The sequence below is a fragment of the Flavobacterium sp. RHBU_24 genome (assembly GCF_046613695.1).
Classification (GTDB): Bacteria; Bacteroidota; Bacteroidia; order Flavobacteriales; family Flavobacteriaceae; genus Flavobacterium.
The window spans coordinates 102,937-117,332 of the sequence record NZ_JBKJHD010000005.1 but is presented as its reverse complement, the minus strand read 5'-3'; the positions used below and the strand labels follow the sequence as shown (position 1 = coordinate 117,332).

Sequence of the window (14,396 nt, the reverse complement as noted above, 5' to 3'; positions counted from 1 at the left end):
CCCCAATGCCATTTCCATTATATATAGCCGGGAGGTATACCATAAGCAAGAGCAAAAACAATGCGGTAAACATCATTACCCGTATTGCTGCCGTGGCCATTGTGGTGAGTACCGCCGCCCTGTTTATTATAATGTCGGTTTTTGCGGGTCTTAAAGACTTTAGCCTTTCTTTTGCCAATGATACCGACCCCGACCTTAAGGTGTTTGCCTCGGCGGGTAAGTCGTTTACGGTTTCGCCGGAAAAAATGAAACAGCTGGATGCCCTTAAAGGCATTGCCGCAAAAACCTTTGTAGCCGAAGAACGCGTACTTTTTTACTATAACGAAAAAGAGGAAGTTGCCTTTATGAAAGGGGTAGACAGCCTGTATAACCGCGTTACCCCCATGAACGACCCCAAGCGCCTGCTGGGTGGTGAGTGGATACTGCCCTACAGCGGTCAGGCCGTAGTGGGCGCGGGAATTTATAACAAGCTCTCACTTGGGTTGTATAATGTAACCAAGCCCCTTGAGGTATTTGTACCCAAAGCAGGTAAAGGCATGATAACCGAGAATGATTTTAATAAGGAGCAGCTCATGGTGGTGGGCGTGTACTCTATTAACGAGGATATTGACAACCGCTATGTATACTGCAGCCTCGACCTGGCACAAAAGCTGCTGGAGTTTAAACGCAACCAGTATACCGCTATAGAACTTAAAATGAAACCCGGTACCGATGAGGCCGCGCTGCGCGAAAGCATAGAAGCTATTTTTAAAGGCACGGTTAGTACAAAAAACCGCGCCCAGCTTAATGATTCGCTCTATAAGATGCTGAATGCCGAAAACCTGGTTACCTACCTGTTCTGCTCGCTGGTGGTGGTGCTTACGCTGTTTTGCCTCGCCGGGGCGCTCATTATGCTGATACTCGACAAGCGCGAAAACATTAAGACCCTGCACTGCCTGGGCGCCGAAGTAAAAAGCCTGCGCAACATCTTTTTTTTGCAGGGCATTTTTATTACCGCCATAGGCGCTTTTATAGGGTTGCTGCTTGGCCTGGGCTTTGTGCTGGCACAGCAGCAGTTTAGCCTGATCATGATAACGCCTACCATGCCATACCCCACGGCAGTAACGCTTACCAATGTTGCCATAGTACTGGCTACCATATTTATACTGGGAATAGGAGCAAGCCGCATTGCCGCCGGACGTGTAAATGCACAGTTATTAGAGGGGTAACCCCCACATTACCAGTTCTACCATTAAAGTATAAAACACCATGACACAACCCGCCCGTGCCTCTAACCGTTTTATAACCCTTTTAAAACAATCGCTTAACGGCGAAAATACCGACTTTACAAAAGGCAGCATCCGCCGTGCGGTACTACTGCTGGCCATACCCATGATGCTCGAAATGATGATGGAATCAGTGTTCGCGCTGGTTGACCTCTACTTTGTGGGACACCTTGAAAACAGCAGCTTTGCGGTGCAAACGGTGGGGTTGACGGAATCGGTACTTACCATAATCTACTCCCTTGCCATAGGCATGAGCATGGCAGCAACCGCTGTGGTGGCACGCCGTGTGGGCGAAAAAGACCCGGTGGCGGCTGCAAAAGCCGGTATGCAGGCCATAGTGATAGCCATGGCGGTAAACGCGGTACTGGGCGTTGCAGGGGTCATTTTTGCCGAAGACATACTGGTGCTCATGGGTTCGTCAGTGGAGTCGGCTCATTTTGGTGCACCGTTTACCCGGCTGATGATGGGCAGCAGTTTTATTATTATGTTGTTATTTCTGTTTAATGGAATATTCAGGGGTGCGGGTAACGCCGCCATTGCCATGAAAAGCCTCTGGATAGCTAATATTGCCAACATATTCCTGTGCCCATTATTTATTAACGGGCTGGGCCCCGTGCCTGCATTCGGGCTTACCGGCGCGGCCATGGCTACAATTATAGGCCGCAGCCTGGGCGTGGCGTACCAACTCTATAACCTGCTGAACGGAAAAGGCATACTCAAGGTAAGTATGGCCTACTTTAAACCGCACTGGGAACAGATAAAAGCACTAATAAAAATCGCAGCACCGGGCGTATTGCAATTTGTTATCGCCTCTTGCAGCTGGATTTTCCTTGCACGGCTCGTAGCCGAAACGGGAGGCGATGAAGGCTCTGCCGGATACCAGAGCGCGTTGCGCATTATGATGTTCTTTATGCTGCCGGCCTGGGGGCTTAGTGGTGCCGCTGCTACGCTTGTGGGGCAAAACCTGGGCGCCAGGGACATCGGTCGGGCAGAACGCTCGGTGTGGGTTACTGCAAAGTTTAATGTTATTTATATGGCAGGTATTATGGTAATTACACTGCTGGCCGCCGAACCCATGATGTGGTTTTTTACCAATAACCCGCACGTGCACGATATTGCTGTTAAAGCAATACGCATACTGTGTTCGGGCTATGTGTTTTACGGCATGGGTATGGTGCTCATCAATGCCTTTAATGGCGCAGGCGATACTAAAACACCGTCGGTAGTCAACTTTTTCGGCTTCTGGCTGTTCCAGATACCGCTGGCCTATGTGCTGGCGCTAAAGGCAGGGTTAGGGCCCGTGGGCGTATTTATTGCCATACCCGTTGCCGAAACCTGTATGAGCATTACCAGCTTTATACTTTTTAAACGGGGGAGATGGAAAAAGGTGGAGGTGTAGGCTAACCCGCAAGGTCTTACCGACCTTGTAGGTTTGACACGGGTGATTTCCCTACTTGCCTTTGAATATATCATAATTATACGGCGTTTCTTTACTCACAAATTTCCATTCCCGGTTTAATCGAAGCTGATGAAATACTGAGTGAAGCTTCCTTAAACCGTAAGTGCCCTGTGCGCCATAGTCAACTATTGTTTTTGTTTTGCCACCGTTGTAGGTAATTTTTATGGCACCTGTGTCATCGCATGTCCATGGTACATGATAGTCGTTTTTTAGATTGGGGAAGTCGGTATATTCAAGGATATCAATTAACTCTTTTAAATCTTTATCTTTAATTTTGGTTTTGTAAGTGCCATTTAGCAACACTCCCTTTTGCCACGGCAGTGTATAATTATAATCCCGGGCTACAAAAGCAGCGTTGCCATCTTTACCGATATTAAGTGAGAAAACAGGACACATACCCATACATCCCGTGGTTATATATTCCACTTTTTCGATATCGTATGTATCAGGCTTGGGATTGTATTCAATAAAATCATTAAATTTAAACGTGAGTTTCGATTTTGTTTTCTCGCGCCTATGCAAGTCAACCACAGAAATAACTTTTGGCGTATAAACTGCTATAAAAGGCTGCCGGCCGTTGTATTCAATGCGGGCTACAAGGGTGAGATAGTGTCCGTCGGTAAGGTCGTATGTCTTTATACCGCTGTTTCCAAAATTCATTAATACAAATGCATTAAATTCTTTAGAATATTCTGCCTCCATTTTAGGGTCGTAATTCCAGCTGCCATAGGTTTTATTTGTTCCGGTGACCAATAAATCAGTATATCCATTATTATCTAAATCGGCTTTTTGCCACGAAAAGTCAATATGCAGGCTATCCGCCAGTTTATCAAGTAAAGTATCGCAACTGCCGCAAAAAATATCCTGTACTTTCAGCAGGGTAAACTTTCGGTAAAGGCTGTCGGTATTGCCAATATACTTCTCAATTTCGGCAGTGGTTTTCAGCGAATCTATTCTTGTAGGTATGAGTTTGGCTTTTACAAATTCATCCTGCTTATTGCATGAAATAAGTAGGAGTAGTGATACGAATATAACAATGATTGATTTCGGCATACGGCTCTTTAGCTGTTTGAAATATAACGCATTTTCGCTAATTCATATTGCAGTTAAAAACATACCCTACAAAAAAACTCCTCATCTCCCGAGCAAAAGGTTTAATTAACGCCCAACACAATTACAGGGTCGATATCCAGCTTTTGGATTATATCACGGGCAATTTTTAAAGGAGGTTCGCTCTTGCCGTTCGTAATCGGCCACAAGGTTAGATAGTATATTGAGTTCAATATATCCCTGTGTATTTTCGTTTTCTATATTTTCAGGCTCTTGTAAAAGAATTTCAATCCTTTCCACTATTGCATTATATTCTTTTTCTGTGTGTATCATAGCTGAATTAGCCGCTATATTGGCTGTAGCCAAATATAATAAATTATCTGCTGAAAGACTTTGTGCCGCTACGCCTTTGCGTGAAATTACATTTAACTCTGCGTCTCGAAGGCGCAAAGGCAGGAAGCAAAAAACTTCACCCAAAAATAAACCCGCATAATTAACCCTTGCCTAAAGCTGCTTTAAAAAATTATCAGTAATTTCACGCACTCAAAAACAGCGCAACGTTTGAAAAGCAATAACAAACTATTTATAGCCATACTCATAGGCCTTATCCTTGGCGTATTTGCGGGGGCACTTGTTTATTACCGGGTGCCGGACAGCGCCCCTGTTTTTGCAAAAAACATCAAGTTACTGGGTACGGTATTTATACGCGGGGTACAAATGATTATCGCGCCGCTGGTGTTTAGCACGCTGGTGGTGGGCATTGCAAAAATGGGCGATATAAAAATGGTGGGGCGTGTGGGGGGCAAGGCCATAGGCTGGTTCCTTACGGCATCGCTGGTATCGCTGCTGCTGGGCATGGTGCTTGTAAACTGGCTGGAACCGGGCAAAAGCTCGGGTATCGACATCAGTACCCTCGAATCGGCTACCGACCTTGTAGCGGGTACCCACTCGTTTTCACTCGAAAGTTTTGTAATACACATTATCCCTAAAAGCCTTTTTGAAGCCTTTGCCACCAACGAAATTTTACAGATCGTGGTATTCTCTATCCTGTTTGGCATCGCGCTTGCCGGTGTAGGCGAAATAGGGAAGCCCATTATTAAAGTGCTTGATGTGGTAGCACACGTAGTGCTTAAAATGGTAACCTACATCATGTGGCTGGCGCCGCTGGGCGTTTTTGGCGCTGTGGCGGGTGCTGTGGCCCTATACGGCCTCGACATCTGGAAATTGTATGCGGGCTACCTGGCCGATTTTGCCCTGGGCATCGTGCTGCTGTGGGTACTGCTGCTTACCGTGGGCTACCTTATATTGGGCAACAGGCTTTTTACGTTATTAAAGAGGCTGGCCAGCCCCTTGCTTATCGCGTTTAGCACCACGAGCAGCGAGGCGGTTTTCCCCAAGCTTACCGAAGAGCTGGAGCGCTTTGGCTGCGACCCTAAAATTGTTTCGTTTACCCTGCCGCTGGGTTATTCTTTTAACCTTGATGGCAGCATGATGTATATGACCTTTGCCAGCCTGTTCATCGCACAGGTATATGGTATTGATATGCCGCTGGAAAAACAGCTGCTCATGCTGCTGGTGCTTATGCTTACCAGCAAGGGCGTGGCGGGTGTGCCGCGCGCGTCGCTTATTGTAGTGGTGGCCACGTGTGCCATGTTTGGCATTCCGCCGGAGGGTATAGCCCTTATATTGCCCGTAGACCACTTTTGCGATATGGCACGCAGTATGACTAATGTGCTGGGCAACGCCCTTGCCACATCGGCCATAGACAAGTGGGAAAAATAACGTATGTAAATAAATTTTAAAAAGATATGGAAAAAGGTTTCGACTGGATGCAGTTATTAAACCCCGAGTTTTACATAAACCTGCATGTTGGTTCTGTGCCGGTAGGTATCTATGTAGTATTATTTATAGTATTTGCCGAAACGGGCCTTTTTGCAGGCTTCTTTTTGCCGGGCGACAGCCTTTTGTTCCTGGCCGGTATATACAGCGACGCGCTTATGGCAACGCTGTTTGATTTTGACAACAGCTTTATAAATGTAACGCTGCTGGCTGCCATGGTTGCATGCGCCGGTATTATAGGCAATATGTTTGGCTACTGGTTTGGTTATAAAAGCGGCACCTACCTGTACACGCGCGAAGACTCGCTTTTGTTCAAGAAAAAATACCTGATACAGGCACACGAGTTTTTTGAAAAACACGGTGGCCGCGCCATCATCTTTGCGCGCTTTTTGCCCATTATACGCACCTTTGCACCCATAATAGCAGGTATTGTAAAGATGGATAAAAAACGGTTTATGTTTTTTAATATTGTGAGTTCTATTGCATGGGCGTTTGCCATGATATTTGCCGGGCACTACCTTAACGAACTGTTCCTTACACAGTTTAACATCGACCTTAAGGCCCACATCGAAAAAATAGTTATAGGCATTGTGCTTATTACTACCTTCCCGGTATTGCTTAATATATTGAAAGGCAACAAGGTAACCGAGGAAGAGGCTGAAGAAGAACTAAAGGACGGCAACGACGATAACGAATCGAAAATTTTCCCTAACTAAACCATGCACCTTAGCTGGTGGGAAATAGACGGCTGGTTCAGCAATGTAGACTACACCATAGTGGGCAGTGGCATTGTGGGCCTGCACACGGCATTACGCCTGCGCGAGCGTTTCCCCCATAGCAAGATACTGGTGTTAGAACGCGGCCCATTGCCGCAGGGCGCCAGCACTAAGAATGCCGGGTTTGCCTGTTTTGGCAGCCTTAGCGAAATTATAGACGACCTTAACCACCACACCGAAGCCGAAGTAACCGCACTGATACAAAAGCGCTGGCAGGGGCTGCAACTGCTCCGCAAACGGCTGGGCGATACAGCTATCGACTTTAAGCCCTACGGTGGCTACGAGATTTTCCTTGAGGATGATACTGCCGGTTATGAAAATTGCCTGCGCCGGATGCCGTTTGCAAACGAGGTGCTGCGCCCGCTGTTTAAAGCCGATGTGTTTACTAAGCAAACCGACCGCTTTAACTTTAAGGGTACCAAAGAATACCTGATATTTAACCCGTTTGAAGGGCAGATTGATACCGGCAAGATGATGCAGGCGCTCCTCAGGGAAGTCCACGCGCAAAACATACTTATCTTAAATAGCCAGACGGTTACAGGTTATCACGAAAAATCCGATGGGGTAGACGTGGCCCTGGGCGATTCCGCCGTACAATTTTCTTTCCATACCAAAAAACTGCTGTTTGCTACCAATGCCTTTGCAGGCCAGCTGACCAACGGTGCCGTAAAACCCGCCCGTGCCCAGGTACTGATTACCGAGCCGATTCCCAACCTCGACATCCGCGGTACGTTCCATATCGACAGGGGGTATTACTACTTCCGCAATATTGGCAACCGTATCCTCTTTGGCGGTGCGCGCAACCTCGACTTTGAGGGCGAAACCACCACGCAGTTTGGCACTACCGATATCATCCAGAACCGCCTGGAGCAACTCCTCCGCGAAACTATCTTACCCGATACCGATGTGCACATCGCCCACCGCTGGAGCGGCATCATGGGTATGGGCACCCAGAAGCGGCCTGTTGTTGAGCAACTCTCAAATCATGTGTATTGTGGCGTACGCCTTGGCGGTATGGGCATTGCGATAGGGAGTGTTGTGGGTAGGGAGCTTGGAGATTTGGTCAACAACTAATCCCCGCCACCACAACCGCCACAGCCCCCACCGCAACTTCCGCCTCCGCCATCACCACCGGATGAGCCGCACCCTCCCGAGCCTCCGTCGCCCCAGGTGCCGGCCTCAGGCTTTTGTTGCGCTATGGGTATAAAAACCGGGTACAGTACCGCGGTTCCTTCTGCAAGATAACGCCATTGCCAGTTGTCGTTTACTTCGGTTTGGGGTATACTTTTTGTTGTATAAAGGTTTGGTATCGTGGTTTTAAACGCTTCTTTTTTAAAGCGTTTTAAATGGAGTATTACGCCGATAGTCAAAGCTATATTGAGTAAAAAGATATACATGACAGGCTTATTACGGGATACTCCGGTGAAAAACCGTGTGTAGCCTGTTAGCAGCAGTAATAGCCCTATAATAAAGTTGAGGCGGAAGAGCTTTGCAAACTTTTCTGAGTTTGTAAAATAGTTGCGGAATGCATCCATAGCATTGGCAATGGAACTGAATACCGGCTTATTAACCAGCAGCTTCAGCAGGCCGGGATAGGGTATCCATTTAAATTCATTTAAAACATCTACCACCTGCGCCTGCTCCCTGCCTTCGGGCACGGCATCTTCATTAAGGGTAACCGACTTGTCTTCATTAATAGTTATGGCATTGCGCACTATAAGTTCGTTTACGCTGCCGTGCACCACATAATCCGGACTTTGCGTTTTAAGGTATACCAGCTCATACGGCTGCAGGTTAAATACAAAAGCGCTTTCATCGGCTTCGGTTATAATCTGTAGTAGTTTATTGCGGTTGTAGTTAGATATCCAGGTGTAGGCCGCTAAAATAATAAGCGCAAACCCGGTAACGAATGCCGGCCCTGATATGTGTATGTAAAGTGGCATGAGGCAATAATAGGTAGGCACCAGCAACAGCAAAAATAATACAAGCCCTATGGTTACCGTGGCGCGAATGTCGTGTTTTGCCTGGGGCAGATTAAGCGGTTCAAACATATCGTTGTATTCCCAAATTGCTTTTGGCTGTGCGCCAAAAACGCTGTTGTACTGCCGTGTGGTATGTTCTTTAGCCTGCTTAAAGGTTTCGGCCTCCTGCTTGTTGTGGGTAGAAGGGATGTGCTGTATTTGCCTTCCCAGCAGGGTACAAAATTCGGTGTACGATTGTGTAAAGATAAGGTGCTGGTGCCACACGATATCTACAATTTCTGATGGCGATACCATACTGCCGGATGTGGCGGCCAGGTACATAAACTTGCGGTATTCCAGCAGGGCCTGTTGTGTAAAGTTGCGGGTCCAGTGGTTTTCTTTTGCAAGGCGGATGGAAAACGTGTAATCCCCGGGGCCGTCAAAGTCAAAATTGAGTACCTTTTGCCAAAGTTCGTTATTCATGCTCATAATTGGTTAGGTTATTTTGCATGATAAAGTTACATAATGTACGGTGTTGAAGGGTGTTTTTTGTTACAGGAGTATGGGGTTTTGATGCAAATGTTTTGGCGGTAATACTGTCGGGCGACTATACTCCACTTACACCGAAATATATATTACTTAAATCTACTTTAACTTCATAGCGTGTTCCGTCTCTATGATAGATACCCTTTGGATAAATTTTGTCATTAGCCAAAGTGCCAAGGCGATACATTATAATTTCAATTTCATCATCAGTAATGTAGTGGTAGTCGGGTCCAGCGGCAATCATGCCCTTCATAGCGTATACGATTTTCATTTGAGAGGGTACGTCAAAATCCTCACCACTAAAAAGAACTACCTTCACTACCTCCCCCTTTTTATTAAGTTTTGCAGCAATATTTATGTGTTCACTTACTGGCATGTTGCAAATGGTGTCAGCTTCGATATTTATTATTTTACCTTTTTCAAGGTGTATATCCCAACCCGATTTCCTAACATAATTGTTGAATCGCTCCCTGAATACTTCTGCTGTTTCAGCAAAAACATAATCGCCTGATCTGAAAGGATCTGTAGCAATCCTGTTTGTGTCTGGTATCGTTGTAGCTATTGTGTCAACTTCTATTTTTGCTTTTGGTTCTGCTACAGGTTTTTCGGGTAATACTTCAGTTTCTTGTTTGCATGATAAAGCAAGTAGCAGTGAAAAGCTTATTACAATAGAGAAAATGATTGGCTTTATTTTCATAGTGAATGTAGGTGGTTATCTGAATGTAACGGTGGAAAATAGAAACTATTATACAAATTCAAGCCGAGATTTAACTTCGTTGAACCTTCGGTGTCTCCTATCGTCGAAATTGAACATCACTCTTGCGTTGCTTTGCTGGTAACGTTCTTCCATTTGCTTCTCCAGTTCGGGCATGCCTCGGGTCGACCGCAGCGCAGTGTAGAAATCTCGAAATGGAACAGCGTTTACCACCCCGGCTTTCAGCCACCCCTCAAGAGGGGAATTAGCTTCACTCCTGCGTGGAAAAAATCCGCTCAATCCGCGTCATCCGCGTTCCATTTTTACGCCCGAGTGAAGCTACTGCCTACTGCGACTGATCACTGCGACTAAAAATTGCTTACTGCCACTGAACACTGCTTACTCTTTTTTCTTCTTCTCAATCACAGCTCCCCCTACAATCACCACAATTTCGCCGCGGGGCTCTTTGGCGGTAAAGTGGGCAAGGACTTCGGTTGCGGTGCCGCGTACGGTTTCTTCGTGCAATTTGCTCAGCTCCCGCGAAACGGAAACCGCGCGTTCCGGGCCAAAGTACTGTATGAACTCGCCCAGCGTCTTCACCAGCTTGTGCGGCGACACATACAATATCATGGTGCGGGTTTCTTCGGCCAGGGCCAAAAAGCGCGTTTGCCGCCCTTTTTTATCGGGGAGGAAACCCTCAAAAACAAACTTATCATTCGGCAGGCCGCTGTTTACCAGGGCAGGCACAAAGGCCGTAGCGCCGGGCAAACATTCCACGGGAATGTTGTTTTCCACACAGGCACGCGTAAGCAAAAAACCGGGGTCGGAAATGGCGGGCGTACCGGCATCGCTTATCAGGGCTATGGTTTCACCGTTTTGTAAACGCTGAATAACGCTCTCTACCGTTTTGTGCTCGTTGTGCATGTGATGGCTCATCATGTGGGTGCCTACCTCAAAATGCTTGAGCAGCTTGGCGCTGGTGCGGGTATCTTCGGCCAGGATGAGGTTTACCTCCTTTAGCACCCGTATGGCGCGAAAGGTCATGTCCTCAAGGTTGCCTATGGGTGTGGGTACTATATATAGTTTAGACATTAACTAAATTTTTTCTCTACCAGCTGCATAAAGCGCTCTTCAAACTCCTCTTTTCCTTTCCAGTTGTTATAGTCCGGCTTTACAAGGTCGGCTATAAAATCTTTAGCCTCCTCAAAGGTATTGAGCGTATTAAGCTGCGACACCACTCGGTTGAGGTCTTCGCTGCTGCCGCCAAAAAGGTTCTTTTCAAACGCTATGCGGTCGTTAAGGCCCAGGCTCATGGCACGTACAAAACCGTCGTTAACTTTAGGCGCTGCGGCAGGTGCAGCTTTAACAGGTTCCGGTGTTGGAATTTCAAATTTTGGCGCTTCTGCCTTTGGCTCTTCTTTAGGAACTTCGGCGGGCTTTGCAGGCTCCCAGTTGCGCCAGTCGTCTATCACGGGTTCAGCCTTAGGCTGCTCCTTGGGTGCTTCAGGAGTTACGGCCGCAGCCGATTTAGACGGTTCCCAGTTTTTCCAGTCGTCTACCACAGGGTCGGTTTTGGGCTGCTCCGGTTGAGGTTGTTTAGGGGTGTCCGATTTATTAGGTTCCCAGTTGCGCCAGTCGCTTATCGGGTCATATTTGGGCGCCTCTGCTTTTGGTTCTTCTTTAGGTGGGGCAGGGGTTTCGGCAGTTTTATTGGGCTGCCAGTTACGCCAGTCGTTTGCCTCCTCCGCCTTTGGCTGTGCAGGGGTTTCAGGGTTGCCTTTTTTTACAAATTCAGGTTCCTTATAATCGTGGAAATCCTCAAACGAAATTTCTTTTTGCTTTGCAGGTGATTCTTTCTTTTCAAAGCCAAAGTCAAACGCGCCGCTGGCTTCGGTATTCTTCTTTTCTTCGGTAGAAACGGCAGGCTTACCTGATGGGCTTTCCACACCTTCGCCGGCGCCGTTGTCTTTGTCCTGGCCTTCGGTTTCGCTCAGGCCACCTGTAGCAGGCAGTTCCGGGTCTGGGGTTATAGCTGTTTCTTCTTCGGGGTGCAGGCCTACTTCGGCATCTACTATTATTTTTGCGGGCTGTACCTCTTTAGCGGGCTGCGCTTCGGTATCTTCTTTTTCGGCCACCTCCTGTGCGGCTTCCTCTTCAGGGGCTACAGGGGCTGCTCCCCCTTCGGGGGATGTGGGGCTATCGGTATCTACGCCTTCGCCGCTTTCATTTTCTTTATCTTCTTTAGGCTGCGCTTGTTCCTTAGCCTCAGATGTTTCTTTTTCAGATTCTTGCTCTTTTTCAGGTTCAGCTTGTTTAGCATCTGCCGGTGCTGTCTCTGCAACTTCCGTTTCTTCCCCGTCTGCTACCGGGGCATCATTTCCACCTTCGGGGGTTAGGTGGCTTTCAGGGGCCGGACTTTCATATATCTCGTCCAGTTTCGCTTCTGCCGAAGCATAGCCTATAGTGGGTTTTACGTCGCTAAAATTATCTTCTACAAATTTAAGCACCGACAGCTTTTCGTATAGTTTCAGGGTTTCTTCCCTCAGTTGGTCAAGCTCAGCCCTGTTCTTGAGTTTCAGGATGCGGTGGGCAATGCTTATAAGCTCGGCTTCTAACTTTTTCTTCATAACTTTTGAGATAATAAGGGGTGGCGCAATAGTTTTTTAATAAATTTGTTTCAACACAAAGTAACACAAAACATTTCTGTTTTACAGACTCAAGGTACAAAATGTTTCTCGAAAATACGGTTAACCATAAAGAACAATTTGGGTGGATAGAGGTCATCTGCGGCTCCATGTTTTCGGGCAAGACAGAAGAACTGATCCGCAGGCTTAAGCGCGCGCAGTTTGCCAAACAGAAAGTTGAGATTTTTAAACCCGCTATAGATACCCGCTACCACGATGTTATGGTGGTATCGCACGATGCCAATGAAATCCGCAGTACGCCGGTAGAAAGCGCCTCGGTAATCCGGCTTTTAGCCCAGGGCTGCGAAGTGGTAGGCATAGACGAAGCCCAGTTTTTTGATGATGAAATCGTGGCCGTGTGCAACGACCTTGCCAATAGCGGCATCCGCGTTATCGTGGCCGGGCTGGATATGGATTTTAAGGGTAACCCCTTTGGCCCCATGCCCGCGCTTATGGCTACGGCAGAGTATGTTACTAAAGTGCATGCCGTGTGTACCCGCACCGGGAACCTGGCCAACTACAGCTTCCGTAAAGCGAATAACGATAAGCTGGTATTGCTGGGCGAGACTGAAGAATATGAGCCACTAAGCAGGGCGGCGTATTATGAGGCGATGCGGAGCCAAAACCCCTTAACTCTAAAAGGGGGAAGTGATGGTGAAAACAGGGCGGAAAGTTTGTAATTTTTTATATTATGAAATACTTTATCTTTCTGCTGCTGCTTGTGCTTACAGGTTGTGGGCGTACTGACGAAAGAATAGTTAACGGTGCCCCACCTGCCAGGCACGCTACCGGAAAACTAATACCCATCGATTTTAAAGACAGTTTGTACTATGATTTGGCAAGTTATGCCCGTGATACGGTTACAAATGATGGCTGGAAAATAAGTTATCTTGTAAAGGATGATACTACGCGTTATAATGACCTCTACATACAGTGGGAAAAAGGAACACTAAAAAGAGTGTATAAAGACAGCGATGTACTGCAGATGCGCCGCTACTTTATACCGGATCTTTCTAAAGAAAATAAAACGCATATTTTTTTAGAACACGCATGCGCCACGGGTTGCTGGGCTGTTTTGGTATTGCCAAAGGACACCAGCGCAGAAGTTAAAGATTTTGAAGCCGTGTTTGATTATAATACTGACTTAGGACAGGTGGTGTACCGAAAGTATGACCAAAATGATGCACTGGCTGTAAGCGCTACCGACCTGAACCGGGGTAGTACAAAATCGGTAACCTATAAAAATAAAGGCTACGCTTTAGGTAGTGACATGGCACCCTTAGATACGGTTATTTTTAAAGGAGACAGGATAATTATAGATTGTGAGGTGTATGATTTACAACAGGATAAAAACATTATTGAGCGGCAGGTAATTAGGTTTTGAGCGTACGTATAAATTTTTTATATTTGTACGTATAACTAATTTGAATTATGTCTAAACTAACTTTAAATATTAAAGATGATACCATTGTTTGGGCAAAAGAATATGCTTCTAAAAACAATAGAAGCCTTTCATCTTTTATAGAATCGCTGCTTGAAGCTGTAAAAGTAAAGCATGAAATTTCAGACGATGAAATTACGCCTTTTGTAAGGAGTATGATGGCTGAAACATCGCTTCCCGCAGATACTGATGTTGATGAGTATTTTGAACACTTATTGAAGAAACACCAGTAATCGTGCGCTTGTTTCTTGACACTAATGTAATGCTTGACCTTTTGGGCAGGCGGGAACCTTTCTTTGAAAATGCAGCACGCATAGTTTCATTGGCCGATAAAGGCAAAGCTAATATTGTAGTTTCTGCGTTCTCTTATGCTACAACAGATTATTTTCTCAGTAAAATTCTTGGGGTAAATAAGAGTATTGAATTATTAAGGAAATTTAAGACCATTTCTGACATTGTTTCCCTCGACCAAATTATTATTGAGAAAAGCCTCAACTCAGGCTTTACAGATTTTGAAGACGGTTTGCAATACTTCTCAGCGATACAGGCTGAATGCCAATATATAATTACCCGAAATATAAAAGATTTTAAAAACGCCGAAATACCAGTGCTTACTCCCGATGATTTTCTGGCGGTATATAAAAAATGAGCGTACACAGCCACAATATTACCACTGCCTTA

15 protein-coding genes are annotated in these 14,396 nt (G+C 46.3%); 9 read left to right on the top strand and 6 right to left on the bottom strand.

What is annotated here, in order from left to right; all coding sequences use genetic code 11:
• The first annotated feature begins 5 nt into the window (after positions 1-5).
• A complete protein-coding gene (locus ACLI09_RS07290) occupies positions 6-1,208 on the top strand; it encodes an ABC transporter permease (RefSeq protein ID WP_411418941.1) in 1,203 nt (400 codons plus the stop codon).
• Between the two features lie 40 nt (positions 1,209-1,248).
• Entirely contained in the window at positions 1,249-2,664 is a 1,416-nt protein-coding gene (locus tag ACLI09_RS07285; RefSeq protein ID WP_411418940.1) for an MATE family efflux transporter, read from the top strand.
• 51 nt (positions 2,665-2,715) lie between these two features.
• On the opposite strand, the gene ACLI09_RS07280 is transcribed toward ACLI09_RS07285, so the two are convergent.
• Together ACLI09_RS07280 and ACLI09_RS07275 are read right to left on the bottom strand one after the other, a co-directional pair.
• Entirely contained in the window at positions 2,716-3,777 is a 1,062-nt protein-coding gene (locus tag ACLI09_RS07280; protein WP_411418939.1) for a DUF6438 domain-containing protein, read from the bottom strand.
• 153 nt (positions 3,778-3,930) lie between these two features.
• Entirely contained in the window at positions 3,931-4,251 is a 321-nt protein-coding gene (locus tag ACLI09_RS07275) for a hypothetical protein (protein ID WP_411418938.1), read from the bottom strand.
• Between the two features lie 84 nt (positions 4,252-4,335).
• On the opposite strand from ACLI09_RS07275, the gene ACLI09_RS07270 reads away from it, so the two are divergent.
• From ACLI09_RS07270 to ACLI09_RS07260, 3 genes are read left to right on the top strand one after another with little or no spacing between them, the layout of a single operon-like run.
• Positions 4,336-5,556 carry a dicarboxylate/amino acid:cation symporter gene (locus tag ACLI09_RS07270; protein WP_411418937.1) on the top strand — a complete coding sequence of 407 codons (1,221 nt, stop codon included), beginning with the start codon at positions 4,336-4,338 and terminating at the stop codon, positions 5,554-5,556.
• Between the two features lie 26 nt (positions 5,557-5,582).
• The gene (locus ACLI09_RS07265) at positions 5,583-6,329 is read left to right on the top strand and encodes a DedA family protein (RefSeq protein WP_411418936.1); all 747 of its coding nucleotides are present in this window, start codon (positions 5,583-5,585) and stop codon (positions 6,327-6,329) included.
• A 3-nt stretch (positions 6,330-6,332) separates the two neighbouring features.
• Positions 6,333-7,463, top strand: coding sequence for an NAD(P)/FAD-dependent oxidoreductase (locus ACLI09_RS07260; protein ID WP_411418935.1), 1,131 nt, complete (start codon positions 6,333-6,335; stop codon positions 7,461-7,463).
• Here ACLI09_RS07260 and ACLI09_RS07255 read toward each other — a convergent pair.
• From ACLI09_RS07255 to ACLI09_RS07240, 4 genes are all read right to left on the bottom strand, one after another.
• Positions 7,460-8,839, bottom strand: a complete 1,380-nt coding sequence (locus ACLI09_RS07255; protein WP_411418934.1) for a glycine-rich domain-containing protein — start codon at positions 8,837-8,839, stop codon at positions 7,460-7,462. The two genes, ACLI09_RS07260 and ACLI09_RS07255, sit on opposite strands and share 4 nt — an antisense overlap.
• A 118-nt stretch (positions 8,840-8,957) precedes the next feature.
• The gene (locus ACLI09_RS07250; RefSeq protein WP_411418933.1) at positions 8,958-9,593 is read right to left on the bottom strand and encodes a hypothetical protein; all 636 of its coding nucleotides are present in this window, start codon (positions 9,591-9,593) and stop codon (positions 8,958-8,960) included.
• A 396-nt stretch (positions 9,594-9,989) separates the two neighbouring features.
• The gene (gene rsmI, locus ACLI09_RS07245) at positions 9,990-10,682 is read right to left on the bottom strand and encodes a 16S rRNA (cytidine(1402)-2'-O)-methyltransferase (protein WP_411418932.1); all 693 of its coding nucleotides are present in this window, start codon (positions 10,680-10,682) and stop codon (positions 9,990-9,992) included.
• Positions 10,682-12,217 (bottom strand): hypothetical protein, encoded by a 1,536-nt coding sequence (locus tag ACLI09_RS07240; RefSeq protein ID WP_411418931.1) that lies wholly within the window; start codon positions 12,215-12,217, stop codon positions 10,682-10,684. The genes rsmI and ACLI09_RS07240 overlap by 1 nt, the downstream gene beginning before the upstream one ends.
• 101 nt (positions 12,218-12,318) lie before the next feature.
• On the opposite strand from ACLI09_RS07240, the gene ACLI09_RS07235 reads away from it, so the two are divergent.
• From ACLI09_RS07235 to ACLI09_RS07220, 4 genes are read left to right on the top strand one after another with little or no spacing between them, the layout of a single operon-like run.
• A complete protein-coding gene (locus ACLI09_RS07235; RefSeq protein WP_411418930.1) occupies positions 12,319-12,954 on the top strand; it encodes a thymidine kinase in 636 nt (211 codons plus the stop codon).
• Between the two features lie 11 nt (positions 12,955-12,965).
• The gene (locus ACLI09_RS07230) at positions 12,966-13,658 is read left to right on the top strand and encodes a hypothetical protein (RefSeq protein WP_411418929.1); all 693 of its coding nucleotides are present in this window, start codon (positions 12,966-12,968) and stop codon (positions 13,656-13,658) included.
• A gap of 47 nt (positions 13,659-13,705) precedes the next feature.
• Positions 13,706-13,948 carry a DUF6364 family protein gene (locus ACLI09_RS07225; RefSeq protein WP_411418928.1) on the top strand — a complete coding sequence of 81 codons (243 nt, stop codon included), beginning with the start codon at positions 13,706-13,708 and terminating at the stop codon, positions 13,946-13,948.
• Positions 13,949-13,950: 2 nt separating this feature from the next.
• Positions 13,951-14,364: a type II toxin-antitoxin system VapC family toxin gene (locus tag ACLI09_RS07220; protein ID WP_411418927.1), complete on the top strand. Its 414-nt coding sequence runs from the start codon at positions 13,951-13,953 to the stop codon at positions 14,362-14,364.
• The last annotated feature ends 32 nt before the right edge of the window (positions 14,365-14,396 follow it).

Bases quoted from the DNA above. Each gene is read 5' to 3' on its own strand.
- ACLI09_RS07290 (WP_411418941.1), top strand. From the start codon at position 6: ATGCCATTTCCATTATATATAGCCGGGAGGTATACCATAAGCAAGAGC.
- ACLI09_RS07285 (WP_411418940.1), top strand. From the start codon at position 1,249: ATGACACAACCCGCCCGTGCCTCTAACCGTTTTATAACCCTTTTAAAA.
- ACLI09_RS07280 (WP_411418939.1), bottom strand. From the start codon at position 3,777: ATGCCGAAATCAATCATTGTTATATTCGTATCACTACTCCTACTTATT.
- ACLI09_RS07265 (WP_411418936.1), top strand. From the start codon at position 5,583: ATGGAAAAAGGTTTCGACTGGATGCAGTTATTAAACCCCGAGTTTTAC.
- ACLI09_RS07260 (WP_411418935.1), top strand. From the start codon at position 6,333: ATGCACCTTAGCTGGTGGGAAATAGACGGCTGGTTCAGCAATGTAGAC.
- ACLI09_RS07255 (WP_411418934.1), bottom strand. From the start codon at position 8,839: ATGAGCATGAATAACGAACTTTGGCAAAAGGTACTCAATTTTGACTTT.
- ACLI09_RS07250 (WP_411418933.1), bottom strand. From the start codon at position 9,593: ATGAAAATAAAGCCAATCATTTTCTCTATTGTAATAAGCTTTTCACTG.
- rsmI (WP_411418932.1), bottom strand. From the start codon at position 10,682: ATGTCTAAACTATATATAGTACCCACACCCATAGGCAACCTTGAGGAC.
- ACLI09_RS07240 (WP_411418931.1), bottom strand. From the start codon at position 12,217: ATGAAGAAAAAGTTAGAAGCCGAGCTTATAAGCATTGCCCACCGCATC.
- ACLI09_RS07235 (WP_411418930.1), top strand. From the start codon at position 12,319: ATGTTTCTCGAAAATACGGTTAACCATAAAGAACAATTTGGGTGGATA.
- ACLI09_RS07230 (WP_411418929.1), top strand. From the start codon at position 12,966: ATGAAATACTTTATCTTTCTGCTGCTGCTTGTGCTTACAGGTTGTGGG.
- ACLI09_RS07225 (WP_411418928.1), top strand. From the start codon at position 13,706: ATGTCTAAACTAACTTTAAATATTAAAGATGATACCATTGTTTGGGCA.